16 protein-coding genes and 1 tRNA gene are annotated in these 22,917 nt (G+C 37.2%); 7 read left to right on the top strand and 10 right to left on the bottom strand.

What is annotated here, in order from left to right; all coding sequences use genetic code 11:
- Positions 1–382: 382 nt before the first annotated feature.
- The 5 genes from glmS to PVV66_RS04930 form a co-directional block, all read right to left on the bottom strand.
- Entirely contained in the window at positions 383–2,206 is a 1,824-nt protein-coding gene (gene glmS, locus PVV66_RS04950; RefSeq protein ID WP_273717979.1) for a glutamine--fructose-6-phosphate transaminase (isomerizing), read from the bottom strand.
- A 171-nt stretch (positions 2,207–2,377) separates the two neighbouring features.
- Complete coding sequence (gene glmU, locus PVV66_RS04945; protein ID WP_273717978.1) at positions 2,378–3,742, bottom strand: bifunctional UDP-N-acetylglucosamine diphosphorylase/glucosamine-1-phosphate N-acetyltransferase GlmU; 1,365 nt, start codon at positions 3,740–3,742, stop codon at positions 2,378–2,380.
- A gap of 14 nt (positions 3,743–3,756) precedes the next feature.
- Positions 3,757–4,563, bottom strand: a complete 807-nt coding sequence (locus PVV66_RS04940) for a cytochrome c biogenesis CcdA family protein (RefSeq protein ID WP_273718107.1) — start codon at positions 4,561–4,563, stop codon at positions 3,757–3,759.
- A 25-nt stretch (positions 4,564–4,588) separates the two neighbouring features.
- Positions 4,589–5,572, bottom strand: a complete 984-nt coding sequence (locus PVV66_RS04935; protein ID WP_273718105.1) for a carboxypeptidase regulatory-like domain-containing protein — start codon at positions 5,570–5,572, stop codon at positions 4,589–4,591.
- A gap of 40 nt (positions 5,573–5,612) precedes the next feature.
- Entirely contained in the window at positions 5,613–5,936 is a 324-nt protein-coding gene (locus tag PVV66_RS04930) for an iron-sulfur cluster assembly accessory protein (protein ID WP_273717977.1), read from the bottom strand.
- A 110-nt stretch (positions 5,937–6,046) separates the two neighbouring features.
- Here PVV66_RS04930 and PVV66_RS04925 point away from each other — a divergent pair, with 110 nt between their 5' ends.
- From PVV66_RS04925 to PVV66_RS04915, 3 genes are all read left to right on the top strand, one after another.
- A complete protein-coding gene (locus PVV66_RS04925) occupies positions 6,047–7,249 on the top strand; it encodes a deoxyguanosinetriphosphate triphosphohydrolase (RefSeq protein ID WP_273717976.1) in 1,203 nt (400 codons plus the stop codon).
- Between the two features lie 30 nt (positions 7,250–7,279).
- A complete protein-coding gene (gene argS / locus PVV66_RS04920; protein ID WP_273717974.1) occupies positions 7,280–9,037 on the top strand; it encodes an arginine--tRNA ligase in 1,758 nt (585 codons plus the stop codon).
- Positions 9,038–9,195: 158 nt separating this feature from the next.
- Positions 9,196–11,706: an SPOR domain-containing protein gene (locus PVV66_RS04915; RefSeq protein WP_273717973.1), complete on the top strand. Its 2,511-nt coding sequence runs from the start codon at positions 9,196–9,198 to the stop codon at positions 11,704–11,706.
- Between the two features lie 193 nt (positions 11,707–11,899).
- On the opposite strand, the gene PVV66_RS04910 is transcribed toward PVV66_RS04915, so the two are convergent.
- On the bottom strand, positions 11,900–12,175 hold the full coding sequence (locus PVV66_RS04910) for a hypothetical protein (protein WP_273717972.1): 276 nt from the start codon (positions 12,173–12,175) through the stop codon (positions 11,900–11,902).
- Between the two features lie 308 nt (positions 12,176–12,483).
- On the opposite strand from PVV66_RS04910, the gene PVV66_RS04905 reads away from it, so the two are divergent.
- Positions 12,484–13,590, top strand: a complete 1,107-nt coding sequence (locus PVV66_RS04905) for a branched-chain amino acid aminotransferase (protein ID WP_273717970.1) — start codon at positions 12,484–12,486, stop codon at positions 13,588–13,590.
- Positions 13,591–13,703: 113 nt separating this feature from the next.
- Here PVV66_RS04905 and glpX read toward each other — a convergent pair whose 3' ends face one another.
- Positions 13,704–14,690, bottom strand: coding sequence for a class II fructose-bisphosphatase (gene glpX / locus PVV66_RS04900; RefSeq protein ID WP_273718104.1), 987 nt, complete (start codon positions 14,688–14,690; stop codon positions 13,704–13,706).
- A 134-nt stretch (positions 14,691–14,824) separates the two neighbouring features.
- The gene (locus PVV66_RS04895) at positions 14,825–16,141 is read right to left on the bottom strand and encodes a homoserine dehydrogenase (RefSeq protein WP_273717968.1); all 1,317 of its coding nucleotides are present in this window, start codon (positions 16,139–16,141) and stop codon (positions 14,825–14,827) included.
- 1,402 nt (positions 16,142–17,543) lie between these two features.
- On the opposite strand from PVV66_RS04895, the gene PVV66_RS04890 reads away from it, so the two are divergent.
- From PVV66_RS04890 to PVV66_RS04880, 3 genes are all read left to right on the top strand, one after another.
- Positions 17,544–17,618: transfer RNA gene (locus tag PVV66_RS04890), tRNA-Glu, on the top strand.
- Between the two features lie 742 nt (positions 17,619–18,360).
- Positions 18,361–19,575, top strand: coding sequence for an NADP-dependent isocitrate dehydrogenase (locus PVV66_RS04885; protein WP_273717966.1), 1,215 nt, complete (start codon positions 18,361–18,363; stop codon positions 19,573–19,575).
- A gap of 116 nt (positions 19,576–19,691) precedes the next feature.
- Entirely contained in the window at positions 19,692–21,119 is a 1,428-nt protein-coding gene (locus tag PVV66_RS04880; protein ID WP_273717964.1) for an MFS transporter, read from the top strand.
- Between the two features lie 43 nt (positions 21,120–21,162).
- On the opposite strand, the gene PVV66_RS04875 is transcribed toward PVV66_RS04880, so the two are convergent.
- Complete coding sequence (locus PVV66_RS04875; RefSeq protein ID WP_273717962.1) at positions 21,163–21,327, bottom strand: hypothetical protein; 165 nt, start codon at positions 21,325–21,327, stop codon at positions 21,163–21,165.
- Positions 21,311–22,363 (bottom strand): MFS transporter, encoded by a 1,053-nt coding sequence (locus PVV66_RS04870; RefSeq protein ID WP_273717961.1) that lies wholly within the window; start codon positions 22,361–22,363, stop codon positions 21,311–21,313. Before PVV66_RS04870 ends, PVV66_RS04875 begins: the two co-directional genes overlap by 17 nt.
- Positions 22,364–22,917: the final 554 nt, after the last annotated feature.

Here is a 22,917-nt window from a genome sequence, read left to right as displayed (position 1 = left end):
AAAAATAAAAATACTCCCCCTATGCAAATAGGCTCTTCTTTCTTGATATCACTCATAAATGATCTAACATAATCCCTACACCATTATGCTTCATGAAAGAATAGCAAACCAACAGCCCCATCTTCTCTCCCAATCTGGATTACGCTTACATTAAAGGAGGAGAAGCATATTATTGCGTCTTTTTACTTTTATATTCATACATCTGATCCATTTTTTGATCGCTAAGGAAACATTTTTTATTCTGTCATCAAGAATTTGAAACGAAAAGTCCTGTCTTCGATATTCTCATGCAACTGAGAAAAATAGAAAACTAAACCATCACTATAAATCAATTTGTTACATTTGATTATTTTCGACAAATTCAGAATTACACAATCTATTTTTATTCAACTGTGACTGATTTTGCTAAATTACGCGGTTGATCAACATCTGTTCCTAATAAAACAGCCGTATGATAAGCAATTAACTGAATGGGGAGAGCATAAATAATAGGAGCAATAAATTCTGGAACAACGGGCAAAGTAATCGTTGATAAAGTCTTAAGAGAAGCTACTTCTTCTCCTTTTTTATCGGTTATCAAAATAATACGACCATTGCGCGCTACCACTTCTTGCATATTAGAAAAAGTTTTTTCAAACCACCGATCATAAGGAGCCACAACAATAACGGGGATTGTCTCATCGACCAGCGCAATTGGTCCATGCTTCAACTCCCCCGCTGCATAACCTTCAGCATGAATATAAGAAAGCTCTTTCAGTTTAAGGGCTCCCTCCAAAGCAATCGGATAAGAAGTTCCACGTCCCAGATAAAGAACACTTTTTGCATTCACCAAATCACGACAAATAGATTCAATTTTACCTTCTAATTTTAAAACCTCATTTAAAATACGGGGAACTTCTGCCAACTGTTGAACCAATTGCTGTTCCATTTGAACTGAGAGGTAGTCACGTTGTTTCGCAGCACTAAGGGCAAGTGAAGCAAGCGTTGCCAATTGACAGGTAAAAGCTTTTGTTGAAGCAACACCAATTTCCGGTCCGGCAAGTGTTGGAAGAATAAAATCAGCCTCCCTTGCCATTGTTGATTGCTCAACATTCACAATTGTTGCTGTTTTTACACCCCGCTCACGACAATAACGCAAAGAAGCCAATGTATCAGCTGTTTCACCAGATTGAGAAACAAACAGCGATAACACATCAGATGTTATAGGAGGTTCACGATAACGAAATTCCGAAGCAACATCATTATCAACACTTAAAGCGGCAAATTTCTCAAACCAATAGCGCGCAACTAAGGTTGAATAATAAGCCGTTCCACAACTCGCAAAAAGGAGACGATGAATATTTTTCCAATCAATCAAATTCTCAAAAGCGCGAACGGTATAATTTCCAAGATCAAGATAATGCGCCAAATTATGAGAAATCACTTCAGGTTGTTCAAACATTTCCTTGTGCATAAAATGACGATGATTCCCCTTAGAAATCAACAATGCTTCTTCAAGTAATGTTGTCACAGAACGTTTTACCGGTTGATTGTTTCCATCGTAAATTGTGACGCCTTCCCGTGTAAGAACAGCCCAATCCCCATCTTCCAAATAGCTAATATGATCAACGAATGGTGCCAAAGCAATAGCATCTGATCCCACAAAAAATTCATCTTTTCCATAACCAATTGCCAACGGTGGACCAGAACGCGCCGCAATCATAAGATTATCTTCACCTTCGAAAATAAGAGCAAGTGCAAAAGCCCCCTGTAACCTTTTCCAGCTGGTCCGCATGGCTTCTTGCGGAGAAAGACCACTTTTTAATGCACGCGTTATTAAATGCGCAATAACTTCCGTATCTGTCTCTGTTTCAAAGATATAACCATCCTCGATGAGTTCCTTTTGCAATTCTACAAAATTTTCAATAATACCATTATGAACAACCGCAAGCTTTTCAGTCACATGGGGATGTGCATTGCGTTCAACTGCAACGCCATGCGTCGCCCAACGGGTATGACCAATCCCTAAACTTCCCTCTAGAGGTGTTTTTTTTAATTTTTCTTCTAAATGAACAAGCTTCCCCTCAGCACGTACACGATAAAGATGTCCATTATAGACTGTTGCCACCCCAGATGAATCATACCCTCTATATTCAAGACGTTTTAACCCCTCAACCAAAGAAGACGTAACACACCTCTTTCCAAGAATTCCAATAATTCCACACATTAAAAAGCTCCAACCCACATCTTAAGATTTAAATCTTATAAAACAATCCAACAGCTTTTATTTAAAACGATAAATAATAAATAATTCAAACATGGAATATGGCAATCTTTAAGAATAAACCTCCTATCCATCGTTAAATCGACACAAAACAAATGAATAGACTGAAAATGATCATTTTTTTTGTTTATTTTCTGTCGAGTTATTCTCTAACAAGCGCGCCCGAAATTTTGTTGCATAGCCCTCTTTTATAACCTGTCGTGCACGCCCAAAAGCCATACTGTTCATAGGAATATTTTCAGTAATAACACTTCCTGAAGCAACATAAGAGCCATCCCCTATCACCAATGGGGAAACAAGTGCCGTATTAGACCCAACAAAAGCATGATCACCAATCATGGTTTTATATTTGTTAAATCCATCATAATTGCACGTAATTGTACCGGCTCCAATATTGGTATGAGCACCAATTTCGGCATCACCAATATAACTTAAATGATTGATTTTAGAAGATTCTCCTACCTTAGCTTGTTTGACTTCACAAAAATTTCCAACCTTTACGGATTTAGCCAACTCTGTTCCAGGACGCAAACGTGCATAGGGACCAATCTGTGCATCTTGACCCACCACAGCACCTTCGAGATAACTAAAAGCACGAATAACAGCACCAGATTGTACTTTCACACCTAATCCAAAATAAACATTTGGTTCTATCACCACACCTGGTTCAATTTCTGTGTCATAAGAAAAATAGACTGTTTCTGGTTTTAAGAGTGTAACACCCGATAACATTAAATCGCGCGCTTTACGCTTTTGCCACAAAGAATCAGCCCTCGATAGCTCAAAACAGTTATTAATTCCTACAATATTTTCAAAAGGGATTTCAACAACACGCACATCTAATCCTTCACGCGAAGCAAGAGAAGCAATATCTGTTAAGTAATATTCTTTTTTTATATTGTTATTATCAACCTTCTCTAAAAGAGAAAGTGCATGTTTTCCACGCATAGCGAGTATTCCCCCATTACAAAAGGAAATCTTTTTTTCTTCCTTGCTCGCGTCTTTTTCTTCTACAATTGCAATCAATTGACTATTTTTCTCAAGAAGGCGCCCATAACCTGTTGGATCTTGGGTATGAAAGCCTGCAAAAACAACATCAGCCCCATCAGCAAGCTGTGCACGCATTTGGTGCAGTGAATCCTGCTGAATGAGAGGCGTATCCCCAAAAACAATGAGAACATCATCCTCTCCCTTTTGCAAAGCTAAACGAGCAGATAAAACAGCGTGTGCCGTTCCTAAACGCTCTTTTTGTTCAAAAATCATCACATCTTTGACAAATGACTGAACAACATGCGCAACCTCTTGAGCACCAAATCCCACGACGACGGCTAATTGTGAAGAGCCTGCCAATTCTATTTGTTTTAGAACGTGGCATATAAGAGGCAATCCAGCAATTTTATGAAGCACCTTAGGCAGAGACGATTTCATACGCGTCCCCTCACCTGCAGCAAGAATAATAGAAAGACAACTTCTAACCATAAAAACACACAAGACTAACGAGAAAATCCAAAAAAGTTCATAATATTGTGCCAACGAATATCTTCAACATAACTCAATGAAGGATAATGTTCTAAAAGCCAAAATGAAAGATCCTGCATAGAGCCTGTTAAAAATAAAATCCCTGTAAGAATAAGAAAAACACCAATAATTTTTTCAACTTTTCCTAAATGAATACGAAAAGCTGCTAAAAACCGCATAAAACAACTGGAAAATAAAGCTGCCAACACAAAAGGAATAGCAAGACCTAACGCATAAACTGCTAATAGAATAGCCCCCTCGCCCACAGTTTCCTTTGTTCCAGCAAGCGTTATAATAGGCCCTAAAATGGGACCAATACATGGTGTCCAACCAAAGGCAAAAGCTAAACCAATAACATAGGCCCCTAAAGGACCAGCAGGTGTTTTATCCGTCTGAAAACGCGCCTCACGAAATAAAAAAGAGAGCTTGAAAAAACCTAAAAAATTTAAACCAAAAATAATAATGATAATTCCAGCAGCAAGTGCAAACCAATCACGATAATAACCGATGAACTTACCAATTGTACTTGCACTCGCACCTAAAGCAACAAAAACAGTGGTAAACCCTAGAACAAAAGCAATAACAGAAGACAATAAAGCCCACCGTATAAAGACTTTCTCATCACGTTTTTCTGAACGAAAGTCATCAATACCAATCCCTGCCATATAGCATAAATAAGGGGGAACTAATGGCAAAACACATGGCGACAAAAAAGAGAGCGCCCCAGCAAAAAACACACCAACTGTTGAAATTTCAATCAAAACGCACACCCCGTCTCTCATCATGGTTTAGATCCACGAACAACGATCAATCCATATCTTCATCAATTCGTTGCAGATTTTGTTCATTCGCCACCACACTTATATCTTCATCATGACCAGAAACGACAGAAAAAACCTTTTGATAAATTCTATCTTTATTTTTAGCAATTGCAATATACTCTCCCTCTGCTAACACGAGTGAAACATAAGCACCAACAGTTTCATAAACGATATCACCAGAATCATTGGCAAGAGACCAACTTGTATCTGCAAGCGCTTCCCCTCCTTCTTGTCGTACCAGCTTTAAAACAATCTGAGCTGCCTGATGTTCAAGGGTAACTTCCGTTATTTTACCAGCCTCCACTTGAATATCCGAACGTGCCGTCGCATTAATGGAACCATAATGGGAAGCAACATGGTAGCGGCCCGCCTTTAAACGCACAACTGATTGAGGTTTAACATTTGATAAAATCACCCCCGTATCATCATTTTCTTTTTCATCCTCATAGATCGTGAAACGGAGTTCCTTTTCATTGATGATACCATTGAGCAGCGTCGCATTTAAAATAAGACCACCAGCCTCAAGGTAAAAGTTTTTCACAAGACTTTGCCCATTTTCCAGACGAATATGACGCACAACACTCATATGACCAAATGAGACATGAACAAGATAACTTCCTGGCTCTAAATCAAAATGTGCACTTCCCCCCTTATAGGTTGCCACTAATGGTAATTTATTATCAATCCCTAAAATAGGGGCATAAACCCGCCAGACAAGCCCCTTATCAATATCTTGACGGCTATTTGTTAATCGAGCATTCAAAATAAGTTGTGCCTGAGATGCTAAGTTCTCTTTTTCCTGCTCTTTTGACTTTATAATAAAACTCCGTGATTGTCCTTGCTGCTGATCTACTCCTTCTTCACAAAAAGCACAGTGGCTCCAGATCAATAAAGTGAGCACCACGCATAACCGCACACATCGACGCATTATTTTTATAAGACTATCCATTTTTACATTGTTGACCAACATGATATTTTTTTCAAGAAACAATATCACAATGCCCCCACTCTCAAATTGAAAAACTTACACCACAACCACACGATGAAACAGCATTGGGATTATGGATTTGAAAAGACTGCTCCATAAGATCATCAACAAAATCAATCTCAGCTCCTTCCATGAAAGGAAGTGAGAGTGAATCAATAAGTACAGTTGCCCCATCTTTTTTGAGAACGAGGTCATCTTTACACATTTCAGAAACCAAATCATATTTATAAGAAAAACCAGAACATCCACCGCCTTCGACAGAAATACGTAATGCGATTTTATCGGGTTCACACAAAAGTATCTGTACAATTTGCTTAGCAGCAGCATCTGAAATTTTCACTTTCATTTTATATATCCTTGCATTAAGCCATCAAGAAAGAGTATCCCATTATTATAAAGAGAAGTTTATTCATCATAAACCACCCTCAATTTTAAGATGATAATGGACAGCTTGCAATGGATATAGGCACGATCAACTTCAATTACCAATCTCGAGCCGTCTACAGTGCTCATCCGCAAACAAGCCGTGGTCGATTATTCCATGAAACGATGGGCTCTACACGCTCACCCTTTCAACGAGATAGAGATCGTATTATCCACTCTAATGCATTTCGACGTCTTAAACATAAAACGCAAGTGTTTATTGCTGATGAAAGCGACCATTATCGTACCCGCCTCACCCATTCCATAGAGGTTTCTCAAATTGCACGAACATTAGCCCGTGCCCTATGTGTTGATGAAGATCTTGCCGAAGCCATTGCCCTTGTTCACGACTTTGGACACACGCCTTTTGGTCATGCAGGAGAAGAGGCTCTCAATGAAGCCATGGCTCATTATGGTGGCTTCGACCATAATGCACAAGCCTTGCGCATTGTTACAAAACTAGAACAGCGCTATGCAAATTTTGATGGACTGAACCTTACATGGGAAACTCTCGAAGGACTTGTCAAGCATAATGGTCCCCTTTTAGGTTCTTATGCTAAAAATAAAGAGGTTCCTAGCGATATTTTACAATACAATGCAAAGCATGATCTTGCACTCGATTGTTTTGCAGGACTAGAAGCGCAATGTGCCGCAATTGCAGATGATATCGCATACAATGCCCATGATATTGATGATGGTTTACGGTCACAATTTTTAACACTTGATCAATTTGAAAACGTTTCACTAACAGCAGCAATATTAAAAGATATAACAGATGAGCATCCCCACCTCGACCAAGCACGATGCGGTTACACACTTGTACGAAGACAAATAACAACCATGGTTGAAGATGTTATCAAACAATCACAAGAAAACTTAGCACATATCAAACCAACCAGCATAAACGATATTCACCAAGCAAAACAAACCATTGTTACCTTTTCACCGTCAATGACCGTTTACGAAAAAGAACTAAAAAACTTTTTATTTAAAAATCTTTATTACCATGAACAAGTTCTTAGTCGTCGCAATGCAGCAAAATGCATTGTACAAAAATTATTCAATTGTTATTATGAAAATCCAGATACAATGCCTGAAAGTTGGTGCAAAAAAGCAGTGCACTTAAAAAATCAAGAGTTAGCACGTCTGATTGCTGACTTTCTTTCAGGCATGACTGATCACTATGCTCTACGTGAATATCACCGTTTATTTGACCATACAGATCATTTCGTTTAATGGCTTTTGGAATCATCATGGAAGCTCAATATGAATATCTTTAAAAACTTCGAAAAAAAAATTAAAAGATCAATTGAATTATCTGATATAAAAGGAAAAAATGGAGAAGATCTAGATTTATCAAAAATCACCGTTGATCCCCCACGTGATTCCTCTCATGGTCATTTATCAACCAATGCAGCTATGGTGCTTGCAAAATCGATTGGGCTCAGCCCCCGTGCACTTGCCGATAAAATCATAGAACTGCTTACAAATGATTCCTCCATTGAAAATATTGATGTTGCCGGTCCCGGTTTTATTAACATCCAGCTTACAAAATTATTTTGGCAAGATGCTATAAAATCCATGCTTGAATTAGGCCTTTCTTATGGTCGTATCCCAATGGGACAAGGAAAACGCGTCAATGTTGAATATGTCTCAGCAAATCCGACAGGCCCCATGCATGTAGGACACTGTCGCGGAGCCGTTGTTGGAGATGTTCTTTCCAATTTACTGCAATTTACGGGCTATAACATTACGAAAGAATATTACATCAATGATGCTGGTCAACAAATCGAAGTCCTCGCTCACTCCGTATTGTTGCGCTATCGTGAAGCGCTTGGACAAAAAATTAATGAAATTCCAGAGGGACTCTATCCTGGAGAATACTTGATACCATTGGGTCAATCGCTGACTCAAGAGTTTGGTGACCAACTCCTCAACATGGATAAAGATGAAGCCTTATCTATCGTGAAAGAGCGCGCAATTCATGCAATGATGTCCATGATTCGCGAGGATTTGGCGGCTCTTAATATTTATCATGATATCTTTTTCTCTGAGCGAATGCTTTATGCGGATAATGCACGCGCTATTCGTAACACCATTAACGACCTCACTTTAAATGGTTATATCTACAAAGGAAAACTCCCCCCTCCCAAAGGACAAAATATAGAAGATTGGGAACCAAGCGAGCAAACTTTGTTTCGTTCAACAAATGTTGGTGATGACCAAGACCGTGTTTTGATCAAATCTGATGGTTCTTACACTTATTTTGCTGCTGATGTTGCTTATTTTCGGGATAAATTTAATCGTCAGTTTGATGAGATGATTTATATTCTAGGAGCAGACCATGCAGGATATGTAAAGCGGCTAGAAGCCATGGCAAAAGCAATTTCTGGGGATAAAGCCAAATTAAGTGTTTTCTTATGTCAATTGGTAAAACTCTTTCGCAATGGTCAACCTGTACGCATGTCAAAAAGAGCAGGGTCATTTGTCACTCTAAGAGATGTTGTCGAGGAAGTTGGTCGTGATCCAGTGCGTTTTATGATGCTATACCGCAAATGTGAAGCGCCTCTTGATTTTGATTTTGCAAGAGTAACAGAACAATCAAAAGATAACCCCATCTTTTACGTACAATATGCAAATGCACGTTGTCACTCAGTCTTTCGTCAAGCACAAGAAGTGCTTCATATTGAAAGTTTTTCAAATGACATATTGATCAGCCATCTTCATCGACTAATAGATGACAATGAAATATTATTAATACGCAAACTTTCTGAGTATCCGCGTATCATTGAACAAGCCGTCTTTCATAAAGAACCCCATCGATTAGCGTTTTATCTTTATGACCTTGCCTCCTGCTTTCATACCCATTGGAATAAAGGAAGTGAAAATCTCAATTTACGCTTTATTCAGCCTAATGATAAAGAGTTATCCTTTGCAAGATTGGGATTGATACAAGCCGTTATCAATATTTTATCATCAGGACTTAGTATCATAGGAGTCGAAGCCCCAATAGAAATGCGTTGAAAAAGTTCTATAAATACATACAATAGGTAATAGGTACTTTATTGGTAAACTTTTTCATGTATCCTTGCATGAGAGGGGGAAAATTTATAATTTTAATATAACAAATCAAAATCAACCATTGATTGCACGCAAGTGCAAATCATTATGTGAGAAAAGCTATGAGCGATAATGATCGCAAAAATCCGCACGAAACAAGACAAGATCATGAACACCATGATCCTTTAGAAAGACTTACGCGCATTTTTAATCCGACCAAACAAAGCGGAAACCAAAATGAGCACTCTTTAGAGACAGATCGTTCAACATCTCATTCCAAAACATCATCCCATGATGAGGGTTTTGATTTGTCTTTTCTAGAAGAACAACTTGAAAATAATTTAACACACGACTTACCGTTTGATGATCAAAAAAATCAATGGAACTTGCATGCAACCAGCAACGCAACAGCCTCAGATATTGCGCAAACTGATTCTTTCAACCATTCAAAACAAAATAATTTATATGAAGAGAGATATTCTTCACCAACCAGTCATGATGAAGAACAAATTTTAGACGCGCTTTCTCCATTACCAATCCAAAAGAATCAATTACCTCAACAGAAAAAGACAGCAACCAATGCTAATCCTTTTTTTGAAAAAAGTAATTTTACCTCACAATCAGAATCAGAGAATTTCTTTTTTGATGAATCTGAAAGACGCGAGAATAAGAGAGACGAAACAGAAACTGTTGAACGAACTAATCATTTTTCACAAACAATCTCACCACAGCCTAAGACTGCGAATATACAAAAAACTTATGATGACAATCAAAATTTCTATGATACTTCCATAAACCATCCCTATAAAATTTCAGCGGATCAAGAAAATTGGATCCCAAAAGATCATACGGATATCTCATCTTCTCTGGAAGAAAATGAGTTTTTCTCATCTTCTAACCTTGTGTCAGAAAGACAAAACACGACAAGAAATCAAACAACGAGTGATTTCTCTTCTCCTTTGGATTCTCCACACGTTGACAGACAATCTTATTTAAAGGAATCTTTACAAGAACATCATACAACCAATTATCCCTATTTTTTTGAAGAAAATCCCTCACAACAAGAAACGTATAGCGAAAAAGTTCCAACATATAATGAAGCTCACCCCCCATACATCAATAAGGCTGAAAATCTCTCTAACCCAAACAGAGAAATTTCATATAACCAAAATAATTTAGATGCGTTTCTTTCCTCATCAGAACCTCTTAATACAAAACAAACAGAGAGCTTTTTTGCCCATAACTATACACACAGAGATACTCCCCCTCCTAATGTTGATACTTATAAGTTTTCCGAAGAAATCGTAGAAAAAACTGGTCCTATTATGGTTCCAGAAGTCCCATATGAAGCCCCAGAATACGATGTACCAACAGGTGTCCTGGAAGAAGAATTTGCGGATGTACTCAATGTAGGCAATGTTCCAAAAGATGATTTTTCTCAAAAACAGCCGAAAAATGAATCTTTCAATGAAATTTTTCATCAAACTATGCAAAGTTCAAAAGAAGGGGGGTATATAAACTCTAAAGAACAAAATGCTGACTATTTTTCTGCTGCCAATATGGAATATAATTCTCCCTCTTTTAGTGAGAATTCACCCTACACAAGCTCAGATGAAATCCTCGCGCATCCCTCAGCGCCTCCTCCCTTAAAAAGTCCTATTTTGGGTAAAATTTTCATCAAAGGTATTTTTCTTCTTATTTTAATAGCCGTGGGGTTTGCTGGTTATTCTCATTTTTTTATGCCATCACAGAAAGATAAAGAAGCGGTCATTATCCACGCTGATAATACACCTTTTAAATTCAAACCAGAAACAACTGAAACAAAAAACGATGTTGCTCATAATTTAGATGTCTATAAACAAACAACTGGACAAAATGAGAAACAAGAAAATACACAACAATTTCTTATTGATAACTCTGAACAACCTGAAAATTTAGAGGAATTAAACTCAGAAGAATCTCCAAACTTTTCATCATCTTCTTCAACTGAATCTGATGTTGAAGATGCCGTCACACAAGCCATCAATCATACTATTCCAACGCGAGAAGTACAAACCGTTATTGTCAATCAAGATGGTACAGTGACACTCGCTCCCGCGCATCAAACAGAGAGCAAACCTGCTGCTCAATCTGCAGAAACCATTGATCAAATTCCTGACGAGTTTCAAGGAGCATCCGTTGTTTCTTCGCATGATTCCGAGAGAAACGACCAAGAAAGTGATCATGATCTCAAAAATAATATTGATAAAATAATCGCTGAAAATACTGCTAACGCGAGTATTGAAGAGAAATTTATTCCAATTCCTTCTCATGCAGAGAGAAATGCAGAAATCGAAACGCACGCCGCGTCTCGTCCCACATCACCAAACAGAGTTGCACCCCAAAACTCAGAGGGTTATTACGTGCAACTTGCCTCTCAACCAACGCATGAGTTAGCAAGAGATTCTTTGAAAAAGATGAAATCCAAATTTGGATTCCTTATCGGCACCCGACCTTTAAATATTCAACCGGCTTTTATACCAGGAAAAGGAACCTATTACCGTGTTCGTATTCAAACGCAGGACCGTAATGAAGCCATAGTCCTTTGTGAAACCATTAAAAGTTCTGGTGGAAGTTGCTTCATCACACGCTAAACCAATCATGCAACGGTTGTTAAAACCGTTGCATGTTTTATTTCAAGACCATTTATTCCAAGAGCATTTAATGATTTATCGAAAACTTCAGAAATTAAAATCGTCTCAATCTTTTTCGCTTATGTATTGACGCTGACTTTATTCTTTAATCTGCGTCTTTCGCCTTATTTAAAAGCTTATGTTTACGAAAAAATCACTGCGTACTCTTATAGGTATAAGGTACAGGAGGGGATGAATTTAAATCTTTTTGTGGCGTTGTTATCGTCTGACTTGTTTCTGGAATATTATAACGTGCACTATGTTCAGGAGACTTTGCAAAAAAAGATCCTAAAAAACCAAAAATAAACCAGATAATAAACAGCCCAAGAAGAATAGCAAAAATACCCTTAGCGATTGAAACACGCTGTTCACGATCTTTTCTTTCTGTAGCCATACGTTCTTCATATGTGTGATAATTTTTATCAATCATAGTGGATTCCTTTTCTCAATTCCCTTACCTTTAAATTTCTAGAAAATATGCATATATGAAATTATTCAGATACTTATTTTGAGAAAACGATAAAGAAAGATAAAGGTTCCAAATAGCTTCATAAAGTTGGGAAAAAGAGCCGAGAATAGAATTAAAATATCTACCATATCCTTTGAATACTATAATAAAATCCTTCGAGTTCTGCAATAAAACATTGACACAAAGGATTTGCTAATAATAGAGTTGCGATTAAAATATCTCATTATTTTTATTAATAAAAAATAAAACATTCTCAAAAGGTTTTTCTTATGAAATCTCCCATATCGTCACTTTCCTTTAAAATAGAAAAACACCCATCACCCCTATCAGAAGAAAAACGTGAAGAAATTCTAAAAAGTCCCGGTTTTGGTCAATTTTTTACAGACCATATGTGTACTATTCAATGGATTGAAGACAAAGGATGGCATAACGCCGTTATTTCTCAATACAAAGCTTTAGAAATTAACCCTGCAAGTACCGTTTTGCATTATGGGCAGGAAATTTTTGAAGGCTTAAAAGCGTATCGTGCAAAAGATGGACGCATATTGCTCTTCCGTCCTGATGCCAATGCACAACGGTTTATAGAGTCAGCAAAACGGTTAGCCATGCCAGAATTACCAAAAGATATTTTTCTGGATGCCGTTCATCAATTAGTAAAAATTGATCAGAAATGGGTTTCTGATCTTCCCAACGCTAGCCTCTATATTCGTCCATTTATGTTCGGCAATGAAAACTTTTTGGGTGTTCGCCCCTCTCAAGAATATCTTTTTTGTATCATAGCCTCTCCAGTTGAATCCTATTTCAAAGGAGAAGAAAAATCTGTCAGCGTATGGATTGAAACAGAGTATAGTCGTGCTGGTCCAGGAGGGACAGGTGCAGCCAAATGTGGTGGCAACTATGCAGCAAGCTTACTTGCACAAAAAAGTGCAACTGAAAACAATTGTAGCCAAGTACTCTTCCTTGATATGGTTGAACGTAAATGGATTGAAGAACTTGGCGGTATGAATGTCTGCTTTATTATGGACAATAATACACTCCTAACCCCTCCCCTTAATGGAACGATCCTTCCAGGAATAACACGTCATTCAATTTTACAGTTGGCAAAACAAATGGGGTTAACGATAGAAGAGCGTCCTTATTCTTTTGCAACGCTTCAAGAAGATGCAAAGAGTGGACATCTTAAAGAAGTCTTTGCTTGTGGTACAGCTGCCGTTGTCACATCAATCGGCCGTTTTAGATATAAAGGGGGAGAATTTATTATCGGAAATGAAACAGTTGGAGAAGTCACAAAGCAACTTCGGACAGAATTAGTTGGTCTTCAAAAAGGGAATATAGAAGATAAAAATGGCTGGGTTCATTCTGTCCAGCTCTCATAATAAGACGATATTCTCATATCTATAAACGCTTCCATGAATATATATAGAACTTCATGGAAGCGCACGTACTACAGTAATTTCTCTATTTTTTAGGGATGACAAAAAAGAAAACATTAATCAAATTTTGAATGATCTCTATGATGTGCTTTAATATTACGAACTGTACCCGTATGGGAACGCATTACAAGAGTTTCCGTTTGAATGTAGCGAGACGTGAATTTAACACCAGAAAGCATATTACCATCTGTCACCCCTGTTGCTGAGAACAAAACATCACCCTTTGCCATTTCTTCCATTGTATAAACCTTATTGGGATCACTAATCCCCATTTTGGCTGCACGAGCAATTTTCTCTTCTGCATCAAGCAACAAACGACCTTGCATCTGTCCTCCAATGCAGCGCAAAGCAGCAGACGCTAAAACGCCCTCTGGGGCTCCACCAATCCCCATATAGAGATCAATACCTGTTTCTTCTGGATCAGTTGTATCAATAACAGCAGCAACATCTCCATCACCAATCAAGCGAATTGCTGCCCCTGTCGCTCGCACTTGATCAATCAATTTTTCATGACGAGGTCTATCCATAATACAAACAGTAATCTGATTAACAGCCACTCCTTTAGCCTTTGCAAGAGCATGAATATTATCGGTAGGGCAAGCATCTATATCCACCACTCCCTTTGGATAACCAGGGCCAATAGCAATTTTGTTCATATAAACATCAGGAGCATAAAGGAGGTTACCCTTTTCAGCAATTGCAACCACCGCCAAAGAATTAGCAAGATTTTTAGCACAAAGTGTTGTTCCTTCCAATGGATCAAGCGCAATATCGATCGCCAGTCCATTTTGAAAGCCTACTTTTTCTCCAATATAGAGCATAGGCGCTTCATCCCGCTCACCTTCACCAATCACCACAGTACCCTCAATCGGCAATCGATTAAGTTCCCGTCGCATTGCATCCACAGCAGCTTGATCCGCAGCCTTTTCATCGCCACGTCCGCGCCAGCGTGCAGCAGCAACAGCAGCACGTTCAGTGACACGTACCAATTCAAGTGTCAAAATACGATCAAGTCCATTTAAAATCTTCTGAGTTGTGGGCATATGAAAAAATCCTACCGAATGAATACCAGACAAAATATGAGTCCTTATTAAGCTCTAAGAATAAGCTTTTGGCAAAGATGAAAACTTTCCACAAGAGATAAAAGTATTCAAGCTTGTCTTATCAAGATAAGTTATCAATTCCCTGCCATACGTTCAATACGAATGAATTGAGATTTTGCAACAAGATGTCCATCTTTTTCAATTTCTGCAAGTGCCTGCCGTACATTCACTTCTGTTGTTTCATGCGTGATTAAAATAATCGTTTTTTCAATCTGATTTTCTACAAAAGGTCTTTGAACAATCGACTCTAATGAAATGTGATTATCAGCCATGTGCCTTGCAACCGCGGCAAAAACACCAGCACGATCATGAACATTTAAACGAATAAAATAACCACCTGCATGATGTGAAATGCGTGCTTTTTTATGAGGAGCAAGTTCTAATGCTGGACGTCTTAAAACAGGAGCATAATGAAAACCAGAACGTGCTTTTGCTATATCAGCCAAATCACCAATAACGGCTGATGCTGTTGCCATTCCTCCGGCGCCAGGGCCAGAAAACAGTAATTCACCTAATAAATCACTTTGAATAGAAAGAGCATTGGTTACACCATTGATCTGTGCAATCATTGAGGATGTTGGGACCATTGTTGGATGAACGCGTTGCTCTATTCCAGAATCCGTTTTTAATGCAACCCCTAAAAGCTTAATTCGATACCCCAATTCATCAGCCGCTCGGATATCAATTTGCGAAATATTATGAATTCCTTCAACATAAACATCATCTAATGAAACAGCTGTTCCAAAAGCCAAACTTGTCAACAAAGCTAATTTATGAGCCGTATCATTTCCCTCAATATCAAAAGTTGGATCTGCTTCAGCATAACCAAGTCTCTGTGCATCTGCTAAACAATCTTTAAATGAAAGACCTTCCGTAAACATGCGTGTTAATATATAGTTACAGGTTCCATTGAGAATACCATAAATCCGCGATATGTGATTACTAACAAGTGATTCTCTCATCGCTTTAATAACAGGCACTCCCCCTGCGACAGCTGCTTCAAAATGAAGAAAAACACCCTTTTGCTCTGCAATTATAGCCAGCTCTACTCCATGTCGAGCAAGAAGAGCTTTATTGGCTGTTACAACATGATGTCCTGCCTCAAGCGCCCTTTTAACCGCGGTATACACAATATCCAATTCACCACCAATTAACTCCACAAAAACATCAATCTCATCAGAAGCTGCCATCTCCATAGGTGAATCAAACCACCTTATATTACTGAGATCAATTCCACGATTACGGCCTTTATTGCGCGCACTAACAGCAACGACTTTGATGGATCGTCCACATTGACAAGCTAAACTATTCGCTTTTTCACATAGAGCTTGAACAACTGAAGTACCAACCGTACCAAGACCCGCAACGCCAACTTTTAAAGCTTCTGCCATTATCTAACCACTGATCCTTAATCTTTATTGAAAAATCGTTTAAATGATGTGCCACTCAACACAAAGAACACTGATATCCATCAGGACAAAAGAAATCCCCTGCTCTCTCTCACTCCCTTTTTTTAATAGAATTATCCCCGCTTATTCAAGCAAAATTCCTAAAAATACAAATATTTATTTTCTTCAAAGATTTCATAACCTTTTTCAGAATGAAAATCTGCAAAACGAATAAATGCAAGTCACCATAAAAAATTGCCTTGTTTTTAAAAAGCAAAAACCTTTTCATAAAAACTAAACTCTATCAACAAAGGATAGAAAAAATCTCTCAAAAAAACAATCGATAACACGCGAAGGAGTATTGACAACTTGGTAAGAAAAAACACACACGTATCTTCTAAATCAACAAATATTAAACAAAAAACACTCTCTCATATGATACGTAAAGAGAATGGAAAAAATAAAGTAGATTAATAAATAATACCACATTCCTTCCTACCATTATATAGCTTAAACTATCGTTCTTTAATAAAAAATTCTTAATGCTCTCCTGTATCAAAAAAAAATCTTACATTAAAATAAAAAACAAAAACTCATGTATGTACAGCATAATTCCGAGACATCATAAAGTTATAAATATTGAGAATAAATTTGCAAAATTCGAATATTTTACCTCAACTTATTGCCCCTTTGAAAAACGAACGAATTAAAATAACAAGAATCTAAATAAACGCTTTATCTGCGCTAATTTATTTTCAAAGAAAGAACTTTCTAAAGATGCAAGAGAACAAATAAAAAGCGTTTTAATTTCTTACAATCATGTAAAAGTAAAATTGATAAAAAACAATTTTTAAGATATTTTATAAAAACTTCCACAATATTTTTTAGTTTTATCATACAGGCTTTCTTTTTGTGAAATTGAAAGGAATCTATGGCTTATGCTTCAAAAGAAAACTTTTATGTGATTCGTACTATTAACTTACTCATGAATATTGTCTTCCTACTTCATAAATTATACGGTTTTGCTTTATGATAAGCTTAAATAAGCAACCTTCTTGTATAAAAGCTCTGCAAGTTAAAGAATATTCACATGTGCAAGCATGAGACAAAAATGAATAAAATATGCAAAAAATAAACATCTTTAAAATGCTATTGTGATCATTGTTACCTATGCCTCAAACTGAAAATAAACAAAAAGTATCATTCGCTAAATATGATGTTCGCACCAAAACTTTCTATCAATCATGATAACTCTATATTTTTTCTACAAAAAATCTTAGAAAATAGAACGATCCAAACAAGAAACACTCAAAAATCATTCAATAAAGCACACTTTTTTCAAAAAAAATGCCCCAGAGGGCTTGCGAAGTAAAAAGATCCTCTCTATAAGCCTCATCATTGGTTTGCGCCCATCGTCTAGCGGTTAGGACATCGCCCTTTCACGGCGGAAACAGGGGTTCGATTCCCCTTGGGCGTACCATCCTTCTTTTTCTTCTATATAATATATTCATTTTATTCATATTTTTAAAAATTAAGCGACTCCTAAATAAAAGTGAGAGAATAGAATTTTAAAGGAACCTCTTCGTAAAAAGGGTGCAAGAATCATCTTGTGATTAATTTATTTGTTCTATTTCAAGGATAGTTTTTTTTACTGTGTACAATTAATAACAATAAAATAAATTAGAAAGCTCTAGCTTTCTATAAAGTGAATTCATAAGCTATATCTTTATCCACCTTTTTCAACCTTCAAAACTGAAATTGGCCCTAAAAACGGCATTTTAGATGAATTATTCCTCATTGCAGAGCCTTTGTATCATATTAAATTTCTCTATAAACAAACAAGGCCGTAATTTTAGAAACAAATGGCGATAGAAAAACAGATGCTTCCTCACGCAAGAAAATAACTCAAGAAACCATAATTTAGAATATAATCAAATTATCAAAGAGTTAAATGGAAACTTTGATAATAAAAACGCCCCTCTGTTCCCTAGTGAGCTACTTACTTTATCGATTAAACAGATTTTCTATCAGTTATACAATGATTATAGGTTTGCAAACACATCACTTCTTTCAAAAATTAAACTCTTCAATAAAACTTTATGCTCTATTGATCATATATTCTAACACCCATATTTACTCGCCCTTTTTCCCTTGTTTTTACTTTTCATTATAAACCTGAAAGTGCTATAAAGTAATATCACTTAAAAGAAAAAGGACTTCTAATGGCAAAGATCAAAGTAGAAAACCCCGTTGTTGAACTCGATGGGGATGAAATGACCCGTATCATCTGGAAATATATCAAAGATAAACTAATCCATCCCTATCTCGACATTGATCTTAAATATTATGATCTTTCCGTCGAAAATCGTGATGCAACCAATGATCAGGTAACGATCGATTCTGCCAATGCTATCAAAAAATATGGGGTTGGTATAAAATGTGCCACCATCACACCTGATGAAGCACGCGTTAAAGAATTTAACCTAAAAAAAATGTGGAAATCACCCAATGGTACTATCCGCAATATTTTAGGTGGAGTCATTTTTCGCGAACCCATTATCTGTAAAAATGTCCCCCGCCTTGTTCCTAACTGGACAAAGCCAATTATTATCGGACGTCACGCTTTTGGTGATCAGTATAAGGCAACAGATTTTAAATTTCCAAGCAAAGGGAAATTAACTATTAAATTTGTCGGTGATGATAATCAAGTTATTGAGCATGATATTTTTGATGCTCCAAGCGCAGGGGTTGCCATGGCAATGTATAATCTTGATGAGTCAATTCGTGATTTTGCCCGCGCATCTTTTAATTATGGACTACAGCGAAATGTTCCGGTTTATCTTTCAACAAAAAATACCATTCTAAAAACTTACGATGGTCGTTTTAAAGATATCTTTCAAGAAATATTCGATACAGAATTTAAAGATGAATTTGAAAACCGTCAATTATCTTACGAACACCGTCTCATTGATGATATGGTTGCTTCTGCATTAAAGTGGTCCGGTGGATACGTATGGGCATGTAAAAACTATGATGGTGATGTCCAATCTGATATTGTTGCTCAAGGCTTTGGTTCTCTTGGTCTTATGACTTCCGTTCTCATGACACCTGACGGTAAAATTGTTGAAGCAGAAGCAGCCCACGGTACAGTAACACGCCATTACCGTCAGCATCAAAAAGGTGAAGAAACTTCAACAAATTCTATTGCCTCTATTTTTGCATGGACACGTGGACTAGCGCACCGTGCCAAACTAGATAACAATGAGAAATTAAAAAACTTTGCCTCAACATTGGAAGAAGTATGTATTAAAACTGTCGAAGAAGGTTTTATGACCAAAGACCTTGCACTTTTAATCGGACCTAAACAAAAATGGCTCTCTACAACAGGTTTCCTCGATAAAATTGATGAAAATCTCAAAAAAACAATGGGTAATTAAGAAATAATTTAATTAAAATTCAAAGCTCTATTTAGAGCTTTGAATTTTTCTTGGAAAATTTAAAGAACTACCTTATAAGTAAAAAGAGAGTAAATTTTTATTAAATAGCAAAAACAGTGAAAAAACAAAGCTGGTCTACGCTTTTATTGGGTAAAAATGGTCTTTGCTTTTTAACGTTGACAGGTGGGGTTGTGTTGCATGCCACCAACGTTTATATTGTTGTTACTATTTTACCCTCTCTTATGAATCATATTGGCAGTGAAATATATTATTCTTGGGTGGCGACTGTCTTCATTACAGCTTCACTCGTGGGGACTTCGCTTGCAACAAAAATATTAGGGAAATTAGGTCCTCGCAACACTTATGTTATCTCTGGACTTATCTTTACCCTAGGGGCTTTCCTATGCAGCATTTCTTCATCTATGCCATTATTTTTAATAGGACGCTTTATTCAAGGATTTGGAAGTGGCTCTTTGTTATCCCTATCTTATTCCATGGTGCGTATTGTTTTCAGCCCATCTTTATGGTCACACGCATTAAGTATTATTTCTGGAATGTGGGGAATATCAACCTTGTTAGGACCAGCGATCGGGGGGCTTTCTGTATATTATGGACTATGGCGAGCATCCTTTTGGACCATTGGTGTATTAGCTATATTCTTCTCACTTATCGCCTTTAAATTTTTACCCAAAAAGAATGAAAACGATGTTCCAACATCCCCTCTTCCTTTTCTCCAGCTTCTCACACTGATCTTATTAATTTTTATCATTTCTGTTGGAGGGGCTATGGAGTCAACAATGGCAAAAGTGTGGGGATTAATTATTGGACTTAGTCTTCTCTTTATTCTAGCAAAAATCGAATCATCGTCCCTTCATCCTATGTTACCGCGCAAATCCTTTTCTTTTTCTTCTGAAATTTTTCCTGTTTACGCATTGATCTTCGTTATGACAACAGTCGTATACAGTATAGAACTTTATTTTCCACTTTTTCTTCAAGAGCTTCATGGGCAAGCTCCACTTATTGCTGGTTATATAGCAGCACTTATGAGCCTAGGGTGGACATGTGGAGCCCTCACAAGTGCTGGTGTCTCCGCAAAAAAAATTCGCAACCTCATTGTATACTCCCCCTTATTAAAACTGTTAGGCATCACTATTCTTTTATGGTTTATTCCAACAGAAGTTTCCACACTTGAATATATTTTTATTATTTGCTTAGCACTATTTTCTATTGGGATCAGTGCGGGCATAGCGTGGCCACATTTGCTCACAAGGATCTTACAATGTGCAAATGATGAAGATGCTCTCCGCGCCAGTGAATCCCTTACTTCTGTACAACTATTTTCAGCAGCATTAAGTGCAACTCTAGCGGGAGTCATCACCAATCTTGCTGGCCTCTTTAATCCTGGAGGAACAATAGGAATGATCTTAGCAGCAAAAACTCTTCTTATAGTGCTCATGGGGCTTTTATTTTGTCTTGCTATTCCATTAGCGCTGCGCATTTCTTACTGCATATTAAAAAATCCAACAGGACATTCCAATAACTAAAAATAAATATAAAAATTCCTTCTTCACTCAAAAAAGAAAAATATTAAGCATGCTTCTCCATAGACCATGAGACGCAAAAAATCATTAATCCACACAAAGTTAGCACACTCCCTAAAACAGCTGTATATTCATAACTATAGCCCAATTTTAAAACCAATGCTCCAGCTTCTGCACCAAGAGCGTTGGCAATATTAAAAGCAGATTGCATTAATGCTCCTGCCAAAATCTGTCCCTGTAGTGCAACATCCATAATTTTTGTTTGTATAGAAGGCATAGCAGCAAAAGAAGTCCCAACAAAAAAGCATCCTATTGCTGCTGTTAAGGGAGCATAGGATAAAAAGAAAAAAACAAAAAAAAACAAATACGCTCCAAAGCATAGAAAAAAATATCATCGGCGAAATGCCTATTTTAACAGCCAATTTAGGCCCCAAGAGATTTCCTACCACCATCCCCAATCCAACTAAGGGCATGATAAATGGCACCCACTCAAGCGAAACACCAGAAATATGCATTAATGTTGACTTAATATACGTGAAAACAGAAAATAATCCTGACGCTCCCACCGAAACCATTGCCAAAAGAAGCCATACCTGCTTTTGCTTTAATGCCCCCATTTCGCGTAAAGGGCTCGTTCTTGGGGGCATTGAATCGCAAGGCAAAAAATTCCAAATAAGTAAACAACACAATAAAGCAATCATACCCACAAGGATAAAAGCAATCTGCCAACCAATAAGTTGACCAATCCAAGTAGCTCCTGGTGCTCCTAAAACGGTTGCAATGGTTAAGCCAAGCATCACAGACCCAACAGCTTTAGAACGTTCCTTCATTTCCACCATTGAAGAGGCAACCATAGCCGCAAGTCCGAAATAGATTCCATGGGGAAGACCACTGAGAAAGCGTAATGCGACTAATATGCTAAAATCAGAAAAAAAAGCACTCGCAATATTTGCTAAGGCATAAAAAAACATTAACCCTATCAAAACAATTTTGCGTGATACCTGAGCTGTCGCAACAGCTAAAAGAGGCGCTCCAACCACAACCCCTAATGCATAAGCAGAAATATATTGACCCGCAGTAGGAATATCAACATATGAACTTTGTGCCATCTCTGGCAAGAGCCCCATTGCAACAAACTCTGCAGTCCCAATAGCAAAACTCCCTACGGCAAGAGCTAAAATTGCTAAACGCCGTATTCTCGAATCAATCCCCACTGCAAGAATGTTTTGTTTATGAGAATCCTTCATATCATTACTTCTGGATAAGAGTTTTAGCTGTAAATATCTGTAATACGTAAAAATAAAAATTCAAAACATTGTTACACGCATGCCAAATCGTCCCCAATAAAGTTTTAGAAACAGTTTGATATATAAGCATGTTATGGAGTTTTAAGTAAGATTCTTGAATGGAGGATCTGTTAAAAACCTAACGGTTATAGAAATATTCAACTATTTTTATAAGCCCTACCAGATAATAAACTCTGTCTCCTTTTTTCAGCAACTTCAATTTTACCCTAAAATCTTTATTTGAGACGATGTACCATACACTATAAACAACTCTAAAATTTATCGAAGAATGCATTCCAAACAGGTGAACGGTATCTCATCATTATCTTGATATAAGTATAAAACTTCTCTCCACTTTATTGTTTTTTTGTTAATGCACACCCTCAAAGTCGATAAACGATAATTTCAAAACGTACCTTATCTTTATGCGTTATTGCAGAGTTTTTTTTAATTCTCATGATAATAATGTTTAATTTCTCCATTGATTAAATAATCCTATTCTAGAGATATTCCCC

The organism is Bartonella sp. AU16XJBT (assembly GCF_028618665.1).
GTDB lineage: Bacteria > Pseudomonadota > Alphaproteobacteria > Rhizobiales > Rhizobiaceae > Bartonella.
This window is presented reverse-complemented; position numbering and strand designations above follow the sequence as displayed.